This is a genomic window from Streptomyces sp. NPDC020747 (assembly GCF_044334695.1).
GTDB lineage: Bacteria > Actinomycetota > Actinomycetes > Streptomycetales > Streptomycetaceae > Streptomyces.
Genome location: NZ_JBIRTJ010000014.1, coordinates 144,662 through 159,519, shown reverse-complemented (window position 1 = coordinate 159,519; position 14,858 = coordinate 144,662). Strand labels below are relative to the sequence as shown.

General features: G+C 67.8%; 15 protein-coding genes. 5 read left to right on the top strand and 10 right to left on the bottom strand.

The window, feature by feature from the left end; translation table 11 throughout:
- Positions 1-83: 83 nt before the first annotated feature.
- Positions 84-1,124, top strand: a complete 1,041-nt coding sequence (locus ACH4YP_RS33120) for a LacI family DNA-binding transcriptional regulator (RefSeq protein ID WP_361071397.1) — start codon at positions 84-86, stop codon at positions 1,122-1,124.
- 27 nt (positions 1,125-1,151) lie between these two features.
- On the opposite strand, the gene ACH4YP_RS33115 is transcribed toward ACH4YP_RS33120, so the two are convergent.
- Positions 1,152-1,745, bottom strand: coding sequence for a hypothetical protein (locus ACH4YP_RS33115; RefSeq protein ID WP_361071400.1), 594 nt, complete (start codon positions 1,743-1,745; stop codon positions 1,152-1,154).
- The gene (locus tag ACH4YP_RS33110) at positions 1,735-2,271 is read right to left on the bottom strand and encodes a SigE family RNA polymerase sigma factor (protein ID WP_361071403.1); all 537 of its coding nucleotides are present in this window, start codon (positions 2,269-2,271) and stop codon (positions 1,735-1,737) included. The genes ACH4YP_RS33115 and ACH4YP_RS33110 overlap by 11 nt, the downstream gene beginning before the upstream one ends.
- A 170-nt stretch (positions 2,272-2,441) precedes the next feature.
- Between ACH4YP_RS33110 and ACH4YP_RS33105 the strand changes: the two genes are divergently transcribed.
- From ACH4YP_RS33105 to ACH4YP_RS33090, 4 genes are all read left to right on the top strand, one after another.
- Positions 2,442-2,795: a hypothetical protein gene (locus ACH4YP_RS33105; protein WP_398494451.1), complete on the top strand. Its 354-nt coding sequence runs from the start codon at positions 2,442-2,444 to the stop codon at positions 2,793-2,795.
- Between the two features lie 509 nt (positions 2,796-3,304).
- Entirely contained in the window at positions 3,305-4,594 is a 1,290-nt protein-coding gene (locus tag ACH4YP_RS33100; protein WP_361071408.1) for an extracellular solute-binding protein, read from the top strand.
- A gap of 1 nt (position 4,595) precedes the next feature.
- On the top strand, positions 4,596-5,627 hold the full coding sequence (locus ACH4YP_RS33095; protein WP_398494449.1) for a carbohydrate ABC transporter permease: 1,032 nt from the start codon (positions 4,596-4,598) through the stop codon (positions 5,625-5,627).
- The gene (locus ACH4YP_RS33090; RefSeq protein WP_361071414.1) at positions 5,617-6,495 is read left to right on the top strand and encodes a carbohydrate ABC transporter permease; all 879 of its coding nucleotides are present in this window, start codon (positions 5,617-5,619) and stop codon (positions 6,493-6,495) included. Before ACH4YP_RS33095 ends, ACH4YP_RS33090 begins: the two co-directional genes overlap by 11 nt.
- Before the next feature lie 70 nt (positions 6,496-6,565).
- Here the strand turns inward: ACH4YP_RS33090 and ACH4YP_RS33085 are convergent, their stop codons facing one another.
- The 8 genes from ACH4YP_RS33085 to ACH4YP_RS33050 form a co-directional block, all read right to left on the bottom strand.
- Entirely contained in the window at positions 6,566-7,777 is a 1,212-nt protein-coding gene (locus tag ACH4YP_RS33085; protein ID WP_361056953.1) for a TerD family protein, read from the bottom strand.
- Positions 7,778-7,891: 114 nt separating this feature from the next.
- Positions 7,892-8,113, bottom strand: coding sequence for a hypothetical protein (locus tag ACH4YP_RS33080; RefSeq protein ID WP_398494447.1), 222 nt, complete (start codon positions 8,111-8,113; stop codon positions 7,892-7,894).
- 257 nt (positions 8,114-8,370) lie between these two features.
- On the bottom strand, positions 8,371-9,555 hold the full coding sequence (locus ACH4YP_RS33075; protein ID WP_398494445.1) for an RNA-guided endonuclease InsQ/TnpB family protein: 1,185 nt from the start codon (positions 9,553-9,555) through the stop codon (positions 8,371-8,373).
- A 122-nt stretch (positions 9,556-9,677) separates the two neighbouring features.
- On the bottom strand, positions 9,678-10,667 hold the full coding sequence (locus ACH4YP_RS33070) for a zinc-dependent alcohol dehydrogenase family protein (protein WP_398494443.1): 990 nt from the start codon (positions 10,665-10,667) through the stop codon (positions 9,678-9,680).
- On the bottom strand, positions 10,664-11,545 hold the full coding sequence (locus ACH4YP_RS33065) for a carbohydrate ABC transporter permease (RefSeq protein WP_359725924.1): 882 nt from the start codon (positions 11,543-11,545) through the stop codon (positions 10,664-10,666). The genes ACH4YP_RS33070 and ACH4YP_RS33065 overlap by 4 nt, the downstream gene beginning before the upstream one ends.
- The gene (locus tag ACH4YP_RS33060; RefSeq protein WP_361056929.1) at positions 11,542-12,480 is read right to left on the bottom strand and encodes a sugar ABC transporter permease; all 939 of its coding nucleotides are present in this window, start codon (positions 12,478-12,480) and stop codon (positions 11,542-11,544) included. The genes ACH4YP_RS33065 and ACH4YP_RS33060 overlap by 4 nt, the downstream gene beginning before the upstream one ends.
- Entirely contained in the window at positions 12,477-13,847 is a 1,371-nt protein-coding gene (locus ACH4YP_RS33055; protein ID WP_361056926.1) for a sugar ABC transporter substrate-binding protein, read from the bottom strand. Before ACH4YP_RS33055 ends, ACH4YP_RS33060 begins: the two co-directional genes overlap by 4 nt.
- Positions 13,848-13,960: 113 nt before the next feature.
- Positions 13,961-14,731 (bottom strand): DeoR/GlpR family DNA-binding transcription regulator, encoded by a 771-nt coding sequence (locus ACH4YP_RS33050; RefSeq protein WP_398494440.1) that lies wholly within the window; start codon positions 14,729-14,731, stop codon positions 13,961-13,963.
- Positions 14,732-14,858: the final 127 nt, after the last annotated feature.

The window sequence follows — 14,858 nt, the reverse complement described above, 5'->3', positions numbered from 1 at the left end:
GCGCCTGGGCGCGTGTGTGGGTGCGGCGCTGCGGCGGGCCGCGTCCTGGGTTCCTTCGGCGCTGGGCGGATACAGTGCTCAGCGTGTGGGCCGATGAGCAGCAGGAGTCGCGTACCGGACAGTCTGACGGCCCTCGCCGGCGGGCCACCATCCATGATGTGGCCCAGTTGGCCGGAGTGTCGCGGCAGACGGTGTCCCGGGCCGTCAACGACAAGGGTGAGATCGACCCGGGCACCAAGGAACGGGTGCTGGAGGCGGCGCGGCTGCTGGACTACCGGCCGAGCCGGTTCGCCCGGGGGCTGGTGCGCAAGGGGACGGTGACGGCGGGTCTGGTCATTCCGGATCTGATGAACCCGTTCTTCCCCGAGGTGGCCGCCGGTGTGCTGGAGGCGGCCGAGCAGCGCGGGTGGCAGGTGGTCGTGTGGGACTCCCGTACCGATGACGCCAGGGAGCGGGTGGCACTCGACGTGCTGTCCCATCAGGCGGACGCGGTCATCGGGTACTTCAAGAACGAGGACGACGTTCTCGCGCGGCAGTTGGGCGGTGTGCCGCTGGTGCTGTTGGAACGCGGGCCGCAGCAGACCCGGTTCGCCGCCGTGGGGATCGACGCCGCTGTCGGCGTGGAGCAGGGCATCGCGCATCTGGTGCGTGCGGGGCATCGCAGGATCGGCATGCTGGACGGGGATCGGACGGGGGTCCCTGGCCCTCGCCGGGAGGCCTTTCTGGCCCAGGTGCGGCAGCACGGGCTGCCCGTCGACGACAACTGGGTGGTGACGTGCGCCGAACACAGCGTCGCGGCGGGCGAGGTGGGCATGGAGCGGTTGCTGGACGCTCGGCCCGAGGTCACCGCTGTCTTCGGCTTCAACGACCTGATCGCCATCGGCGCGATGCGCGCCGCTCGGCGCGGCGGACGGCGGGTGCCCGACGACGTGGCCGTCATGGGCTTCGACGGGCTCTCGCTGGGGGAGCTGGTGGAGCCCTCCCTGACCACCCTGCACATCGACAAGCGCCGGCTGGGCCGGCTGGCCGTCGAGCAGGTGGCCCGGCTGCGTGCGGGTGAGGAGCCCCTGAGGGGCGCCGACGCCTGGGTGGTACCCGAACTTGTGGTGCGGGCTTCCGCCTGAGGGCTGTCCCGTGACGGTCGGTAGAGGTCAGGATCTGTCGGGGCAGGACCATTTCGAGATTCTCATGGTGCGGAGATCGAAAACGACCTCGATCGATTCCGGTGTGCTGCTGCTCGTCACGCGCGCGCGGACGGTGTCGGCCCCGGTGCTGCGGGGGGCGCCGACGGTGAAGGTGGTGGCAGTTTCCACATGCCCGCACGTGGCCGCCACGTCGGCGGCTCCGTCGCCTTCGAGAACGATTTCTCGCTTCAGTGCCGTGTCCGTGAAATGCGCGGTCATCAGCTTCTGCAGCTTCGACGTCGAATCCCGCGTGGTAAATGCCTCCGGCAGAACCGAGTAGTAGGCCCGCAGTTTCTCCTGGGCCGCCGATATCTGGGAAACCTCCCCGTGCTGGGAGGGATTTTCCGCCGATCGGTCCGCGCTCATGGAATTCCAGTAGGCGCCCGCACCGAGTGCCGTCACGGTAATCGCCGCAATGGCGGCAGAACGGGTACGGCGTTGACGGCGCCGGACGCTTCGGCGACGCAACTCCTGTGCGGGCAACGGCCGGTCCACCCGAACATTCTCCAACTGGGTGATGCTCTCGGTAAGCCAGACAGGACGCTCGTACTCATCCGACATGGTCCACCTCCTGGTCCGGCAGGGAGGAAAAGTGGCGGGCGAGTGACAGGCGCCCACGGACCAGCCAAACCCTGATGCTACCGGCCGGCCAGCCCGTCTCGGCACTTATCTGCTCGACGCCGAGGTCGCACAAATGGTGGAGGACAACGACAGTTCTGTGCTTCTTCGGAAGAGTGCGAAGCGCCTCGACGAGAGCGACGTGTTCGGGGGACGGGCCTTCGGCGTGGCGCTGTTCGTGCTGTTCGTGATGGCGCTGCATGAGCTGCGCACCGCGCCGCAGACGCCGGAAGCGCGATACGGCAAGCCGCCAGGCCGTGGTGCGGATCCACGCCTCCTGGGAACCGTCGCTCGTGAATATCCCACGTCGGCCCCAGGCCCTTATGAATGCCTCCTGCACGACATCCTGGGCCTCCGGCAGATCGCCGGTCATCGCGTAAAGCTGCCGAACGAGCCTGGGGTAGGCCAGTGCGTAGAATTCATCGAAATCCTCTTCCGCCGTGCCTCTCGCCACTCTTCCGCCATTCATATCCGTCCACAGAACGGCCAGGGGTCCTCTGCACAGGGAATACGCACTGGCGCCGGTCCCTCGCTACAGCGATTCTCTGTGATCCGAGTCACGGCGTCCGGGTGTCGCGGCCGGGCCCCCGCGCTGCGTAGTCCAGCTGTCCAAGCCGAACCGACAGCAGAGGAACTCTCATGCGCCATGCCGCCCCCCGCAAGTCCAGCAAGATGGGAACGAAATTGAGGACGGCCGCGGTCGGTGCTCTCGCGCTCGGCAGTCTGACGGTGGCGGCCGGGGCGCAGGTCCACGCGGCCACGGCGACCTCGCACTCCGCGACGGACGACGACTCCGTGCGCACGCAGAAGCAGAAGGTCATGGCGTCCGCGGAGAAGGCTTCTCACTCCGCGAACTCCGAAGCCGATAGCGCCCTGAAGGCGAAGACGGTCGCCGAGGCCAAGGAGAAGACTTCCCGGCCCGTGACGGACCCCGCGGCGGTGCGCGCCATGAAGATGAAGCTGGTCGCGATGGCTCACGCGCCGAAGGGCTGATCAGTCCCATAGTCGAGCACATGGGCGGGGAGTGCTTGTGGCGGGCCGCCGGGGCGCCGTAGCGGCACACGACCCTTCACGGGCGACCTCATCCTCATCCGAATCCCAGGTCGAACCCCAGGCCGAACCGCAGCCGAATCCCAGGCTGAACGGCAGGCCGGACGGCAGGGCCTGGGGTTCGGAGCGTGCCGGTCCCTCGTCGAGCTGAGGGAGTGGCGCCAAGCCGGTGCGGCTGCAGCCGCACCGGCTTCTGCTCGTTCGTGGCCCGGGCCGGTCAACACATCTACCGTGTACGTCCCTTGACAGCGGTTTTGAGCCGCCCTGATACTCGACGGCAACGTTCACGTGAACGCTCACGGATGCTGAGAACGCTGTCGGCCCGAGCCAAGGGACCCACCCCGCCGACATCGTTGTCTTCCCCAACCCCCGCAAAACGGGCCCGACGTGGTGCCATGCCCTGGCCGCGCCGCGCCCTGAAAGTGAGTGCGCGCCAAATGGAACATCGAACGATGTCCCGCAGACGTCTGCTGGGGACCTCGCTGGGCGGTGCGGGCGCCGCGCTGCTCGGCCTGTCGGGATGCGGGGCGGGCAACGGCTCCGCCTCCGCGGGCACCGATCATCTGAGCCTCTGGTACTGGAAGGGCTCGCTGAGCGACAAGCTGCTCGCCACCGCCAGGCGTGCCGTACCCGGTGTGCCGGGGGTGAAGGTGAAGGGCTCCCAGATCCCCGACGGGGACATCGACTCGAAGGTACGCACCAGTCTCGCCGCCCGTGCCTACGTGCCGGACATGACGGTCGTGAACTCCGACAACCTCGCCACGTTCTTCCCCGACGAGAACGAGTTCCTCGACCTGCGGACCCTGGGTGCGGAGAGCATCCGTGATCAGTACCTCGACTGGAAGTGGAAGGGATGCTTCGCCCCGTCGGGGCGGATGATCGGCTTCCCCCTCGATGCCGGACCGACCGCGCTGTACTACCGCCGGGATCTCTTCCGGCGGGCCGGGCTGCCCGACGAGCCGCAAGCCGTTGCCGAGGAGATCTCCACCTGGGAGAAGTACCTCGCCGCCGGGCGGACGCTCCGGAAGGGGCCCGGCAAGCCGTACCTGGTGAGCAACATCGGCAACGTCTTCCAGCAGGTCCTGCTCCAGAGCCCCAAGCAGTTCGTGGACGCCGACAACCGGTTCATCGGCGACCAGGCACACGTCAAGCGTGCCTGGGACCTGTCCGTGGAGATGCTCCGGCAGGGACTCAGCGCCCGGGTCGTGGACGGCACGCCCGACTACAACGCGGCCATGGGCGGGGGCCGCGTCGCCTCGATGACCACCGCGGTGTGGGCCATCAACGGACTGAAGGACACCGCGCCCAAGACGTCCGGGGACTGGCGGCTGACCACCATGCCGGACGGGCCCGCCAACTACGGTGGGTCGTACGCCACCCTGACCCGCTACTGCCGTGACCCGGAGGGCGCCTTCGCCTTCCTGAAGTGGCTGCTCGGCCCGGCGAACCAGCTCAAGAGCTACCAGGAGATGGCGCTGTTCCCCACCACTCCGGCCGCCTACACCGACCCCGCGATGCACAAGCCCGATCCCTTCTTCGGCGGTCAGCGGCCCATCGACGTCTTCGGCCCGGCCGCCCAGAAGGCTCCCGTCGTCTACTTCAGTCCGTACGAGGAGACCGCCAACACCCCGTTCTTCCAGGAGCTGACCAACGTGGAATCGCTCGGCAAGCAACCCGACCGGGCCTGGCGCGACGCGGTCAACACCTCCGAGACCACGCTGTCCCGGCTGGGGGTGAACTGACATGGCCACAGTCGCAGACCCGGCGGAGGCCGGCACCCCCGCGGCCGACGGCCGTGAGCGGGCGGACGGCCGCCGCTCCCGAGCCACCGTCCCGGGCGGGCGCCGGCGGCATGGCCCGCCCCTCCTCGCCATCTCGCCGTTCTATGTGCTGTTCGCCGTCTTCGGCGCCTTTCCGGTGGTCTTCTCGCTGTACCTGTCCTTCCAGGACTGGGACGGCATCGGTGACATGCGCTTCGTCGGCCTCAAGCAGTACGGCTGGCTGCTCGAGGACTCGGTGTTCTGGCACTCGGTGCTCAACACCTTCGAGATCTGGTTCCTGTCCACGGTGCCGATGCTGTTCCTGGCCCTGGTGCTCGCGTTCCTGCTGCACTCGCAGGTCCGGTTCTCCGGCGCGTACCGGGTGGCGTACTTCATCCCCAACGTCACCTCAATGGTCGCCATGACCGTCGTCTTCGGCTCGGTCTTCGCCCAGACGGGCCTCGCCAACTCGGCGCTGAGGATGGTCGGGATGGACGGCGTCGGCTGGCTGTCCTCCGAGTGGGGGATCAAGGTGTCCCTCTCCGCCATGATCATCTGGCGGTGGGTCGGCTACAACGCCCTGATCTTCCTGGCGGGTCTCCAGGCCATTCCCACCGAGCACTTCGAGGCCGCCCGGGTCGACGGGGCGAACAGCTGGCAGACCCTGTTCCGGGTCGTGCTGCCGCAGTTGCGGCCGGTGGTCCTCTTCGCCGCCGTCACGTCCACCATCAACGGCCTGCAGATCTTCACCGAGTCGCAGGTGCTGTTCCAGTCGACCGATGTCGGAACCATCGGCGGACCGGGTCAGGAAGGCACGACCATCGTGCTCTATCTGTGGCAGAAGGCATTCAAGGACCACCAGTTCGGCTACGGGGCCGCGATGGGCTGGGTCCTCTTCGCGATCATCGCCATCTTCACGCTCATCAACTGGCGGCTGGTCTCCGGATCCGACCGCGAGGACCGCGGCGGCCTCCGGTCGCTGCTGCGACGCAAGGGGGCCCGCAATGGCCGTTGACGAGAAGGAGAGGGCCACCGGCAGCGCGGGGCTCGCCATCGGCTCCGGCAGCCGGCTCACCCGGATCTGTGTCCGGGTGGTGCTGCTGCTCGGTGTGCTGATCTCGCTGTTCCCCTTCTACTGGCTGGTGGTGATGGCCTCCGGCACCACCCAGGACATCTACAGCTACCCGCCCAAGCTGATCCCGGGACCGCATCTCCTGGACAACATGGGGCGGGTGCTCGACACCGTCGACTTCTTCGGCTCGCTGTTCAACACCGTCGTCGTCGCCGTGGTCGGGACCGCGCTGGTGCTGGTCTTCGACTCGCTGGCCGCGTTCGCCTTCGCCAAGTACGAGTTCCCGGGCAAGAAGTTCCTCTTCGGTGCCCTGCTGGCCACGTACATGATCCCCGCGCAGCTCTCCCTGGTGCCGCAGTTCGTCACCATGGCGGGGTTCGGCTGGGCCGGCTCGCTGACGGCGCTGATCATTCCCGGTGCGGCCAACGCCTTCGGCATCTTCTGGATGCGCCAGTACGCGCAGAACTCGCTGCCCGACGAACTGCTCGACGCCGGACGGATCGACGGCGCCGGTTTCTTCCGGCTCTACTGGCAGATCGCGATGCCGTTGTTCCGGCCCGCGCTGGCGTTCCTGGGCATCTTCACCTTCATCAGCCTCTGGAACGACTACATCTGGCCGCTGGTCGTCATGATCGACCCCGACAGGGTCACCCTTCAGGTCGCCCTGGCGAACCTCAACGTCCTCTACAACACCGACTACTCCCTGGTGATGGCCGGTGCGTTGATGAGCGTCGTCCCGCTGATCATCGTGTTCCTGATCGGGGCGCGGCACTTCCTCAGGGACCTTGCCGCGGGGGCCACGAAGATGTGACCCGGCGCCGAACGCGAGGGGCGCCCCCACTCGGTGGGGGCGCCCCTCGCGTTCGTGGTGGGCCGGTGGGCTACAGCGCCTGCGCCGACGGCTTCACCATGCCGCGGACCGTGCGGGACTTGACGAAGTTGCCGAGGGCCGTCATCTCCCACTCGCCGGAGAACTGCTTGATGAGCTTGGCCATCATCACGCCGGTCTGGGGCTCGGCGGTGGTGAGGTCGAAGCGGACCAGCTCCTCGCCCGTGGCGGCGTCGAGGAGGCGGCAGTAGGCCTTGGCGACCTCGGTGAACTTCTGGCCCGAGAAGGAGTTCACCGTGAAGACCAGGCCGGTGACCTCCTGGGGGAGGCGGCCCAGGTCCACGACGATCACCTCGTCGTCACCGCCGCCCTCGCCCGTGAGGTTGTCGCCGGAGTGCTTGATCGCGCCGTTCACGATCGAGAGCTTTCCGAAGTAGCAGCTGTCGATGTGGTTGCGCTGCGGGCCGTAGGCGATCACGGAGGCGTCGAGGTCGATGTCCTTGCCCCGGTACGCCGGCTCCCAGCCCAGGCCCATCTTCACCTGGGAGAGGAACGGGCGGCCGCCCTTGACCAGGGACACGGTCTGGTTCTTCTGGAGGCTTACGCGGCCCTTGTCGAGGTTGATCTTCCCGGCGCCCGGGGCGGGGGCGGCAGGCGCCGCCGGAGGCGCGGGCGGGGCCGCCGGGGTGGTGACGGGCGGGGCCGGGGGCGCCACCGGGGTCTGGACCGTGGGGGTCGGCGGGGCGACCGGGGCCGCTGCCGGGGCGGCCGGCTCCTCCACCGTCACGCCGAAGTCCGTGGCGATGCCCGCCAGGCCGTTCGAGTACCCCTGGCCGACCGCTCGGGCCTTCCACGCGCCGTTGCGCAGGTAGACCTCGACGATCACCAGGGCCGTCTCCGAGCCGAGCTGGGGCGGGGTGAACGAGGCCAGTACGGAGTTGTCGTCGGCGTTGCGGATCGTCGCCGTCGGTTCGACGCCCTGGAAGGTCTGGCCCGCGGCGTCCGGGCTCGCGGTCACGACGATCTTCTCGATGCCCGGCGGCACGGCCGTCGTGTCGACCGTGATCGAGTCGGGGCTCGTGCCGCCGCCGGAGCGGTACGTCACGCCCTGGCCGGTCGGCTGGTTGTAGAAGATGAAGTCGTCGTCGGAGCGCACCTTGCCGTCGGCGGTGAGCAGCAGGCCCGATACGTCGAGCCGCACCGGGGCGGCGACGTCCACCGTCACGCGGGTGACGGGGAGAGGGATGTTCGAGCCGGGGGTCATAGCTGTCATGACCCGTGAACGACCGGGCCCGCTTTACCGTTCCCTTACCTGACCGCCAATTGGGTCAGTGCGGGTTTGTACTGGTCAGGGGCCCGCAGCGGTGGTCGGGGGCGGTCAGTGGCGGTTTCGGGGGTGGTTGCGGGCCGTTCGTTCGTTGCCGCGCTTGTAGTTGCCGGTCCAGCGGGCCATGACCAGTTGGGGGTCGCCGGATTCCACTTCCGCGAGGAACTGGGTGGCTCTGGGGCCGCGGAGGGTGGTGGCGGGGCGGCTTTGGTGCGCGATCAGCACGGTGCCGTCGGGCTGCTCTGTGTACGAGAATCCCTGGGGGCGTGGCATGTCCAGGATGCTACGACTCACCGGTGGTCGGCCCTAACGAGTTTGCTCTCTCCGGCGCAGACGGTGAGCCGACGAGGTTGTCCGCTTTGCCGGCAATGGTGATCTCCTGGTTTTGGCCTCCTCTCCCGCCCGACAAGCGGTAGATTCCTCCCTGCCGAGCCGCCGAATCGCGGTCCAGCTTGAGACGGGTTCCTGCTTCGTTGCGCTTCGCCCTGATTACCGACCAGGGACTTACATGTGCTCCGCAGGCGTTTACCTCACGCTACGGTGAGGGCCCCCGGCCCGGGGGTGGGTGGTTCTTGGGGCTGGGCCGCCCGGATCCGACGGCCCTCGTCTCGAGTGTTCTTCGCAGCGTTCCAGTCCCGGTCCTGTGTCGTCCCGCAGAGGGAACAGATCCAGAGTCGGACCGCCAGTGGCTTGGGCCCATCCAAGTGCCCGCAGGAAGAGCAAAGTTGGCTGGAGGGGAAGTTCCGGGCCACGCGAGTGAGTTCGCGCCCGTAGCGTTTCGCCTTGTAGTCCAGCATTGCCAAGAACTGGCCCCAGCCTGCGTCATGCACGCTCTTGGCGAGCCTGCCGCGCGCCAGTGCCTTCACACCGAGTGTTTCCACACTGATCGATTGATTCTCTCGAATCAGTTTCGTGGACAGCTGGTGATGAAAGTCTTTGCGTGCATCGGCCACTGCTGCATGCGCCCGCGCCATTTTGGCACGGGCCTTCTCCCGGTTCTTGCTCCCTTTCTGTTTGCGGTCCAGCTCTCGCTGCCGCTTCTTCAACTTCTTCTCTGCTCGGCGCAGAAATCGCGGTGAGGCTACGCGCGAGCCGTCGGACAGTACGGCGAAGTGCGTCAGCCCGAGATCGACGCCCAGATCGCCTTCTGCATCCGGGGCCGAGGTCCGATCGGTGTCGGGATCGGTTGTGACCTTGAACGAGGCAAAGTATCGACCTGCCGCATCTCTGATCACTGTGACGCTGGACGGGATCGAAGGCAGGCTCCGGGACCAGCGCACCGGAATCTCTCCGATCTTTGGAAGCCTCAGCCGCCCTGCCGCGGTGATCTTCCATCCCGCGTTGTTGGTGAACCGCACGCTCTGACGGTGATCCTTGCGTGATTTGAACCCCGGCTCACCGACCTTCGAACCCTTTCGAGAGCCCGTCAGCGAATTGAAGAACGCCGTCCACGCTTTGTCCTGGTCCCGCAGTGACTGTTGCAACGGCACCATGGAGACCTCGGTGAGCCACGCCCGCTCATCAGTCCGTCTGGCCTGAGTGATGAGCAGCTTCGAAAGCTCTCCCGTCTTCGGAAACGGCAGACCACGCTCGTGTGCGGCCCGGCGGACGGCCAGAGCGTCGTTCCATACGACCCGTGCGCATCCGAAGGTCCGTGCGAGGGCTGCGTGTGCGGCCGGGCCTGGTTCCAGACGGAACGCGTACCGCAACTCCATGAGTCCCTCCCCCGGCGAACGTCAGACCTGAATGCGAACAGAAATCCTGTGGCTCGCCTGGAACAACGCGTCATCGGTAGGAAAGTCACGCTGTATTTTTGAAACAGCGTGGGTCGTGATCTCTACGGCAGCACCACGATCTTCCTGCCGACACCAGACGCGAACTGCTCCAGCGCTTGGGGGTACTGGTCCAGAGGCAGACGGTCGCTGATGAAGGTCTCCGGATCCAGAACTCCATTCGCGAACAGCTCCGCCGCGCGTTCGAAGCTGTGGAGGACGGCCATGGAACCGGTGATGGTGATCTCCGAGTTATAGATGCGGTAAGGGTCGATCGTCACCCTCGTCGCGTAGTCGGCGACGCCGAACTGGAGGAACGTGCCGGCCTTGGCCACCCGTCCCAGACCGTCCTGGATCGCCGCCGCGTTGCCCGTGGCGTCGACCACCAGGTCCCACCCCTGTGGTCGCTCCAATTCGTCGGCGCTCGTGGCGGACGCCGAGACACCGAGCCGCTCGGCGGTCGTCAGCCGCTGTGCGTTGATGTCGACGATGTCCACGCTCGCCGCACCCGTCCGCTTCGCCAGCTCCAGCATCATCAGGCCCATGGTTCCGGAGCCGTAGATCAGGACATGGGCGCCCAGGCGGGAGTTCAGCACGTCGTAGCCGCGGACCGCGCAGGAGAGGGGCTCGACCAGGGCCGCGTCCTGGGTGCGGATGTGTTCGGGGAGCTTCACGCAGTTCGCCACGGGGGCCACCGCGTACTGGGCCGCGCCGCCTGCCGTCGTCACGCCGATCGCCGCCCACCGCTCGCAGAGGTTGTTGTGGCCCGTACGGCAGAAACGGCACTCGTAGCAGTAGAGGGAGGGGTCCACGGCCACCTGGTCGCCGAGCGACAGCTCGGTGACCAGGGTGCCCACCCCGACCACCTCGCCCGCGAACTCGTGGCCCGGCACGATCGGCAGCTTGGGCGCGAACTCGCCCTGGAGGATGTGCAGGTCGGTGCCGCACAGGCCGCAGGCGGCGACCTCGACGACGACCTCGCGGGGGCCCGGCGTCGGGTCGGGGACCTCGGCCACGACGGCACGGCCCACGGACTCGATGACTGCGGCCTTCATTTCACGGCTCCCAACGACAGGCCCTGGACCAGTTTGTCCTGGGCGGCGAACCCCGCGGCGAGCACCGGCAGGGAGATGACGAGCGAGGCGGCGCACACCTTGGCCAGGAACAGGCCCTGGCTGGTGATGAAGCCGGTGAGGAAGACGGGCGCCGTCTCCGCCACCACGCCCGTGAGGACCCGGGCGAACAGCAGCTCGTTCCAGCTGAAGATGAAGCAGATCAGGGCTGTGGCCGCGATGCCCGGGAGGGCGATGGGGGCCACGACCCGGGCGAGGATCGTGGGCAGTTTCGCGCCGTCTATCTGCGCCGCCTCGATGATCGCCACCGGGACCTCTGAGAGGAACGACTGCATCATCCACACGGCGATCGGCAGGTTCATCGAGGTGTAGAGGATGACCAGGAGCCAGATGTTGTCCAGCATCCCCGTGTTCTTCGCGAAGAGGTAGATCGGCAGGAGGCCCGCCACCACCGGGAGCATCTTCGTCGAGAGGAAGAAGAACAGGACGTCGGTCCACTTCTTCACCGGGCGGATGGAGAGCGCGTAGGCCGCGGGGAGGGCCAGGAGGAGGACGAGGAGCGTCGATACGAGCGAGGCCACCGTCGAGTTGATCAGTGACGGCCAGGGGCTCGCCCCGCCGCCCGTGCCGAAGAACTCGCGGTAGCCGTCGAGGGTGAGCGCGGCTCCGAAGGACGGCGGGTTGGTCGCCGCGTCCTCCTCGGAGTGGAAGGACGTCAGGGCCATCCAGGCGATGGGCAGGAAGAAGACGATCCCGGCCAGCCAGGCGACCAGGCCGAGGCCCCTTCCCCTGGGGCGGCGGGGGCCGGGGTTGCCGGACTCGGTACTGCGGGGACGTACACGGATCGCGGTGGCGCTCATGCGCGGCCCACCTCCTCGCGGAACAGGGACGAGACCACACGCAGCGCGAAGGTCGCGATGATGATCGAGCCGATGACGACCAGGACGCCGGCCGCGGAGGCGAGGCCGTTCTCGTGGGCCTGGTAGAAGCTCTGGTAGACGGTGTAGGGCAGGTTCGCGGTGCCCAGGCCGCCGGACGTGATGGTGAAGACCGCGTCGAAGTTCTGGACGATGTAGATCGAGCCCAGCAGGGCGCCCAGTTCGAGGTAGCGGCGCAGGTGGGGGAGGGTCAAGTAACGGAAGACCTGCCAGTCGCTCGCGCCGTCGACCTTCGCGGCCTCGATCTGCTGGTGGTCGCGGCTCTGCAGGCCGGCGAGCAGGATCAGCATCATGAAGGGCGTCCACTGCCAGACGAGGGACATCTCGACGGCGAGCAGCGGGGTGTTGGAGATCCAGTCCGGCTGTGGTCCGCCCACATAGTGCAACAACCCATTGAGCAGGCCGTATTCAGGGTTGTAGAGCACATGCTTCCAGAGCAGGGCCGCCGCCACGGGGACCACGAGGAAGGGCGCGATCAGGAGCGTACGGACGAAGCCGCGGCCCCGGAACCTCCGGTCCAGGAGGAGGGCGAGGACCAGGCCCAGGATCAGGCTGGCCAGGACGACGGTGACGGTCAGCAGGATGGTCGTCCAGACCGACTTGCGCAGGGCCGCGTCGGTGAGGACCTCGGAGTAGTTGCCGAAGCCGGTGAAGCTGCGGGCGTCCGGGTAGAGGGAGTTCCAGTCGAAGAAGGAGATCACCAGCGTGGCCACGAAGGGGAGCTGGGTCACGGCGATCATGAAGATCAGGGCGGGGAGGAGCGGGGCCCGGGTCGCCCAGGCGCGCATGCGGCCCGCGGGACGCTTCTCGGCGTGTACGGATGGTGCGGCTACTGGAGCCGTCGTTGTGGCGGTCATCGTCCCTCGTACTCCTCGGCGATCTCCTCGGCCAGTTTCTGGGACTTGTTCAGGGCCGACTCGACGGACTGGCGTCCGGCGATGGCCGCGCTGATCTCCTGCGAGACCTTGGTGCCGAGATCGGTGAACTCGGGGATGCCGACGAACTGGATGCCGGGCGCGGGCCGCGGCTGCACCCCGGGGTCGGTGGGCCGGGCGCCCTCGATGGCCTCCTTGGTCATCTCCTGGAAGGCGCCGGCCTCCTTGCGGTAGTCCGCGTTCGTGTACGTGGAGGCGCGCTTGCCGGCCGGGACGTTGGACCAGCCGATCTCGTCGCCGACCAGCTGCTCGTACTCCTTGCTGGACGCCCAGGAGACGAACTTCCAGGCCTTGTCGGGGTTCCGGGACGCGTCCTGGATGCCCCAGGCCCAGGTGTAGAGCCAGCCCGAGGACTTCGTCTCCTCGACGGGCGCCGGTACGTAGCCGATCTTGCCCTTGACCGGGGACTTGGCGGACTCCAGGGAACCGGCCGCGGACGTGGCGTCGTACCACATGGCGACCTTGCCCTGGGTCATGTTGTTGAGGCACTCGGCGAAGCCGGCCTGGGGTGCGCCTGCCTCGCCGTGGTCGCGGACGAGGTCCACATAGAACTTCACCGCCCGTTCCCACTCGGGGGAGTCGAGCCGCGCCTTCCAGCTCTTGTCGAACCAGGTGCCGCCGAAGGTGTTCACGACCGTGGTGAGCGGGGCCATGACCTCGCCCCAGCCGGGCAGGCCGCGCAGACAGATGCCCTTCATGCCCGACTCGGCGCCGTCGGCCTTGGCCGCGAGGTCGGCGACCTCGGTCCAGGTCGGGTGCTCGGGCATGGTGAGGCCCTTCGCCTCGAACACGTCCTTGCGGTACATCAGGAAGGACGACTCGCCGTAGAAGGGCTGTCCGTAGAGCTTGCCGTCGTCCGCGGTGAGGGACTGGCGCATGGGCTTGAGGACGTCCTGCTCGTCGTAGCCCGGGTCCTTCGCGACGTACGAGTCCATCTCGTGCAGCCAGTCGTTCTTGGCGTAGATCGGTATCTCGTAGTTGGACAGGGTGGCGACGTCGTACTGGCCGGCCTGGTTGGCGAAGTCCTGGCTGATCTTGTCGCGGACGTCGTTCTCCGGCAGCACGGTGAAGTTCACCTTGATGCCGGTGTCCTTGGTGAAGTGGGCGGCGGTGAGCTTCTGCAGCTCCACCATCTGCGGGTTGTTGACCATGAGGACGTTGATGGAGTTGCCACCGGAGCCCGCTCCGCCCGCTCCGGCCCAGCAACCGGAGAGCAGCGGGGCGAGCAGCGTCCCTGCGGCGGCCGCGACGAGCGTCGCGCGCGGCCTCCGTCGGCTCTGGGTTCGCATGGATCGCTCCTGGATGTATCGGTACATATGGGGTGGCGCAGGGGAGTGTGATGCCTCTGTGGTGGGTCAGTTGGTTTTTCGAACTCTTCGGGGGCTGGGATGCGGTCTCTGTTTCAGACCCGGATGACCTGGGGGCCCTGCATCGAGTAGCGGTGGGCCTCGGACGTGGGCAGGAGGGTGCTGGTGACGATCGCCTCCAGTGCACTGATCTCCGCGAACCGGCAGAAGCTCACGGCGCCGAACTTGGTGTGCACGCCTGCGAACACCGTGCGCCGGGCGGCCCGGATGGCCTGTGACTTGACCTCGCTGACGGCCGGGTCGGGGGTGGTGAGGCCGTGTTCGCGCGAGATGCCGTTGGCGCCGATGAACGCCAGGTCGATGACGAACCCGGCGAGCATCTTCGTCGTCCAGTGGTCGACGGTCGCGAGGGTGCCGGGTCTGACCCGGCCGCCCAGCAGCAGCACCGTCGTGTTGTCGGCCTCGGCGAGCGCTCCCGCGGTGGCCAGGGACGCGGTGACCACGGTCAACGGCCGGTCCATGGGCAGCGACTCGGCGATGAGCTGCGGGGTGAACCCCTCATCGACGAAGACCGTCTCGGCGTCCCCGAGCAGCTCGGCCGCGGCGGCCGCGATCCGGCGCTTCTCGGGCACATGGCTGGTGGCGCGGAAGGCGAGCGTCGTCTCGAAGCCGGCGCTCTCCACCGGATAGGCGCCGCCGTGCGTGCGGCGGACCAGGCCGTGGTCCTCAAGGGCGCGCAGATCCCGTCGTACGGTCTCCTTGGCGACGCCCAGCTCGGCGGCGAGCACGTTCACGTCGACGGCGCCGGTGCGACGGGCGCTCTTCACGATCTCCCGCTGACGTTCCTCCGCGCTCATGCCCGACACCCGCTCTCCGTGCTCACTGCCCGTTCGGGCCCGGTGGGGCCCATGGGGGAAGTTCTACAGCGGGTGCGCACCACTGACCAGGTCTGTTGCGGGCCCGATGGTGCCCGTATGCGCCCGCGACGAGCGA